The organism is Microbacterium sp. AR7-10 (assembly GCF_001878835.1).
Taxonomy (GTDB): Bacteria; Actinomycetota; Actinomycetes; order Actinomycetales; family Microbacteriaceae; genus Microbacterium; species Microbacterium commune.
This window is the reverse complement of the sequence record NZ_MJIR01000007.1, coordinates 1-4,282: the sequence shown is the minus strand read 5'-3', so window position 1 is coordinate 4,282 and position 4,282 is coordinate 1. Positions and strand designations below refer to the sequence as shown.

Genomic DNA, 4,282 nt, shown 5'->3' with positions numbered 1-4,282 from the left:
GGCGGGCAACGGCGGCGGCGGGGGCGGGGGCCGGGTCAGGCGGACGGATGGCCGACCACGCCCTTGCGCAGCAGGGCGTTGCCGTACTTGCGGGTCTCGCCGGTGCGCACCATCAGATACGCGCCCTTCGCGACGTCGTAGTACGCGAAGCGCTCGACGAAACCCGTCGTCTGCAGCGTCGTGCCGGCCGCGGTCATCAGCTCGCGCTGCACGTCGAGCACCTCCCCGTCCGCCGACTCCATGAGGTCCATACCGGGGGCGTCGTCCAGCGGCAGCACCGAACGGATCGCCGCGACCGCCTCGGGGGTCGTCGTGCCCGGCAGGTCCACCACCCGCTCCCCCAGCGCCCAGGCCGGGAAGTGCGCGTCGGCGACGACCACCGCGTCGGAGTGGCCCATCCGGTCGAGGTGCAGCAGCAGCTCGCCGGTGAGCAGAGAGTTGATTCCTTCGAGCATCCGGATCTCCTTCGACGGTTCAGGCGGGGATGAGTCCCTCGGCGGCGAGCTCGGCCCACAGCTCGTCGGGGATGTCGAGCGCGGCGTACTCGGCGTTCTGGCGCAGCTGCGCGGGGCGGCTGCCGCCGACGACGACCGAGCGCACCTCGGGCGCCCGCAGCGGAAACTGGATCGCCGCGGCAGGCAGCGGCACGTCGTGCGCCGCGCAGACGGCGGCGATCCGCACGAGGCGCTGCCAGAGCTCCTCCGGCAGCTGACCGTACTCGTACCGGCCGTCGCGCCGCGGCTCGCTCTGCGCCAGCAGCCCGGAGTTGAAGACGGATGCCGCGACGACCCCCGTCCCGCGCGCCGCGCACGCGGGCAGCACCTCGGCCGCCGCGGGCTGCTCGAGCAGCGTGTACCGTCCCGCGACCATGATCAGGTCGAGATCGACCTCGAGCACCGACCGCGCGAGGGCCTCCGAGACCATCGATCCGACGCCGATCGCGCGCACGATCCCGTCGGCGCGCACCGCCTCCAGGGCGGGGAAGGCCTCGGCGAGCGCCAGATCGAGGTCGTTGCGCTCGGGGTCGTGCAGATACAGCAGATCGATGCGGTCGAGACCGAGACGCTCCTGGGACTCGGCGATGCTGGCCCGGATGCCCGCCTCGGTGAAGTCCCACACCCGCTGCAGATCGTCGGGCACGTGGAAGTCGTTGGCCGTGTCGAGGCCGCCGGGAGCGTGGGCGGGGTTCGGGCGCAGCAGCCGCCCCACCTTGGTCGAGAGCACGAATTCGTCGCGCGGCTTGGTTTGCAGGAAGGCGCCGAGACGGCGCTCGCTGAGCCCCAGCCCGTAGTGCGGTGCGGTGTCGAAGTAGCGGATGCCGGCATCCCAGGCCGCCTCGAGCACCGCCCACGCCTCATCGTCGTTGAGCTCGCGGAACAGATTGCCCACGTTCGCCGCCCCGTAGCCCAGAGCGGGCAGGGCGAGATCAGTCGATGACATGCTGGCCCGTCCAGGTGTACTTGGCGATGCTGGCAGCGTGCATCTCCATGCTCGTGCCCGGCGCCGTGGGTGCCATGTACGACCCGCCCTGGATGTCGGTGGGCACCACGAAGTGCTCGTGCAGGTGGTCGACGAATTCGATCAGACGACCTTCACGGCTGCCGCTGACGGCGACGAAGTCGAACATCGACAGGTGCTGCACGGCTTCGCACAGTCCCACGCCGCCGGCGTGCGGGCACACCGGCACGCCGAACTTGGCGGCCAGCAGCAGGTTGGCGATGTTCTCGTTCACGCCCGCGACCCGCACCGCGTCGATCTGCATGACCTTGATGGCGTCGGCCTGCAGCAGCTGCTTGAAGATCATCCGGTTCTGGGCGTGCTCGCCGGTGGCGACCCGGATGGGGGCGACGCCGCGGGCGATCTCGGCGTGACCGAGGATGTCGTCCGGGCTGGTGGGCTCCTCGATCCAGGCGGGGTTGAACTCGGCGAGCGCGTTCACCCATTCGATCGCTTCGGACACCTCCCAGCGCTGGTTGGCGTCGATCGCGATCGGGAAGTCGGGCCCGACGACCTCGCGGGCCTTGCGGAAGCGGCGGATGTCGTCGTCGAGGTCGGCGCCGACCTTGAGCTTGATCTGGGTGAAGCCGTCGGCCATCGCCTCGCGTGCGAGGCGCTCGAGCTTCTCGTCGGAGTAGCCGAGCCATCCCGGGCTGGTCGTATATCCGGGATAGCCGGTCGCGAGCAGCTCGGCTTCGCGCTCGGCGCGTCCGGGCACGGCGGCGCGGAGGATCTCGAGCGCCTCGTCGCGGGTGAGCGCGTTGGTGAGATAGCGGAAGTCGACGAGATCGACGATCTGCTCGGGCGTCATGCGCGCCAGCAGCTGCCAGAGCGGCAGCCCGGCGCGCTTGGCCTTGATGTCCCACAGGGCGTTGATGACGGCGCCGATGGCCATGTGCATCACGCCCTTCTCGGGCCCGAGCCAGCGAAGCTGCGAGTCGCCGATGATGTCGCGGAAGGTGCCGCCCATGTCGTCGAGCAGCGGCTCGATCTCGCGGCCCACGAGGTGGCCGGCGAGCGCGTCGATCGCGGCGACCTGCACATCGTTGCCGCGGCCGATCGTGAACACGAAGGAGTGCCCGTCGATGTCGTCGCCGGCGTCGGTGCGGATGATCACGTAGGCCGCGGAGTAGTCGGGGTCGGGATTCATCGCATCCGAGCCGTCCAGGCTCAGCGACGTGGGAAAGCGGATGTCGCTGGTGTCCAGCGCGACGATACGGCTCACAGTGCTCCTTCGGGTGCGTGGGAAAGTCCGACGCAGACCCTTGGAGTGTAAACATCGGATGTCTATACTGTCAACGTGCGGGTGCCGTCTCAGCATCCGCCCGTCTGAGACGAAGGAGAATCATGAAGTTCGCACGACTCGGCGAGTCCGGAAGAGAGATCCCGGTCGTCATCGACGGTGACCGCACCTACGATCTGCGCCCCGTGACATCCGATGTGAACGGCGACTTCCTCGCCGACGACCCGGTCGGCCGCACCCGCGCAGCCCTGAACGGGGGCTCGCTGCCCGAGGTGACCGACGCCTCGGCCCTGCGCATCGGCGCGCCGATCGCCCGCCCCAGCGCGGTCATCTGCATCGGGCAGAACTACGCCGCCCACGCCCGGGAGTCGGGCTCCGAACCGCCCACGGTGCCGATCATCTTCCTGAAGACGCCGAACACCGTCGTCGGCCCCAACGACACCGTGACCATCCCCCGCGGCAGCGAGAAGACCGACTGGGAGGTCGAGCTCGGCATCGTCATCGGCCGACGTGCCGCCTATCTCGATTCGGTCGACGAGGCCGCACAGCACATCGCGGGCTACGTCGTCGCGAACGACGTCTCCGAGCGCGCGTTCCAGATGGAGGTGTCGGGCGGGCAGTGGTCGAAGGGCAAGATCGCCTTCGGCTTCAACCCCACCGGTCCGTGGCTGGTCACCCCCGACGAGGTGGATGTCGACAACCTGAACCTGAAGAGCTTCGTGAACGGCGAGGCACGACAGGACTCGAACACGAACGACATGATCTTCGACGTGCGCACCATCGTGCACCACCTCTCGCAGTACGTGACCCTCGAGCCCGGTGACCTCATCCTCACCGGAACCCCGCAGGGTGTCGCGTTCGGCGGCAAGTTCCCGTACCTCACGGCGGGCGACGTGGTCGAGATTGAGATCGAGGGCCTGGGCCGTCAGCGTCAGGAGTTCGTGGCGTGGCAGGCGCAGCGATGAGCGGGCAGGTGGAGGGTCTCGTCGCGATCGTGACCGGCGGAGCATCCGGCATCGGGGCGGCGATCGCGCGCCGGCTGCACGAAGAAGGGGCGCAGGTGGCGGTGCTCGACCGCGACCCGTCGGGCGCCGACGAGCGCTTCGCCGCGTTCACCGCGGATGTCTCGGATCGTGCATCGGTGGATGCCGCCGTCGCCGGCGTCGCCGAGCGGTTCGGGCGCATCGACGTCGTGATCAACAACGCCGGCATCGGCGCCCAGGGCGACGTCACCGCGAACGACGACGACGAGTGGGCTCGCGTGCTCTCGATCAACGTCACCGGCATCGCCCGGGTGACCTCGGCGGCCCTGCCGTGGCTGCGCCGGTCACCGGCTGCGGCGGTGTGCAACACGGCATCCATCGCTTCGACGACCGGGCTGCCGCAGCGCGCGCTGTACTCGGCGTCGAAGGGCGCGGTCTCGGCCCTGACCCGGGCGATGGCCGCCCACCATCCGCGCGAGGGCATCCGGGGGAGCGCCGGCCATCCGCGCACCCCCGCCCCCCCGCGGGGGGGGGGGCGGGCCGGACCCGCGGCCGGCCC

The 4,282-nt window shown here is 70.2% G+C and carries 5 protein-coding genes; 2 read left to right on the top strand and 3 right to left on the bottom strand.

Translation table 11 applies throughout. From position 1 onward, the window contains the following. Positions 1-35: 35 nt before the first annotated feature. From BFN01_RS00730 to BFN01_RS00720, 3 genes are read right to left on the bottom strand one after another with little or no spacing between them, the layout of a single operon-like run. Positions 36-455, bottom strand: a complete 420-nt coding sequence (locus BFN01_RS00730) for an RbsD/FucU family protein (RefSeq protein ID WP_071640514.1) — start codon at positions 453-455, stop codon at positions 36-38. A gap of 19 nt (positions 456-474) precedes the next feature. Further along, on the bottom strand, positions 475-1,440 hold the full coding sequence (locus tag BFN01_RS00725; protein ID WP_071640512.1) for an aldo/keto reductase: 966 nt from the start codon (positions 1,438-1,440) through the stop codon (positions 475-477). Beyond that, positions 1,427-2,722 (bottom strand): L-fuconate dehydratase, encoded by a 1,296-nt coding sequence (locus BFN01_RS00720; protein ID WP_071640510.1) that lies wholly within the window; start codon positions 2,720-2,722, stop codon positions 1,427-1,429. The genes BFN01_RS00725 and BFN01_RS00720 overlap by 14 nt, the downstream gene beginning before the upstream one ends. 122 nt (positions 2,723-2,844) lie before the next feature. Between BFN01_RS00720 and BFN01_RS00715 the strand changes: the two genes are divergently transcribed. Together BFN01_RS00715 and BFN01_RS00710 are read left to right on the top strand one after the other, a co-directional pair. Beyond that, complete coding sequence (locus BFN01_RS00715) at positions 2,845-3,705, top strand: fumarylacetoacetate hydrolase family protein (protein WP_071640508.1); 861 nt, start codon at positions 2,845-2,847, stop codon at positions 3,703-3,705. Next, the coding region (locus BFN01_RS00710) for an SDR family NAD(P)-dependent oxidoreductase (protein ID WP_071640516.1) at positions 3,702-4,282 on the top strand (581 nt) is incomplete at its 3' end. The genes BFN01_RS00715 and BFN01_RS00710, both read left to right, overlap by 4 nt.

Excerpts from the sequence above, each read along its gene's own strand:
- BFN01_RS00730 (WP_071640514.1), bottom strand. The coding sequence starts at position 455 with ATGCTCGAAGGAATCAACTCTCTGCTCACCGGCGAGCTGCTGCTGCAC.
- BFN01_RS00725 (WP_071640512.1), bottom strand. The coding sequence starts at position 1,440 with ATGTCATCGACTGATCTCGCCCTGCCCGCTCTGGGCTACGGGGCGGCG.
- BFN01_RS00715 (WP_071640508.1), top strand. The coding sequence starts at position 2,845 with ATGAAGTTCGCACGACTCGGCGAGTCCGGAAGAGAGATCCCGGTCGTC.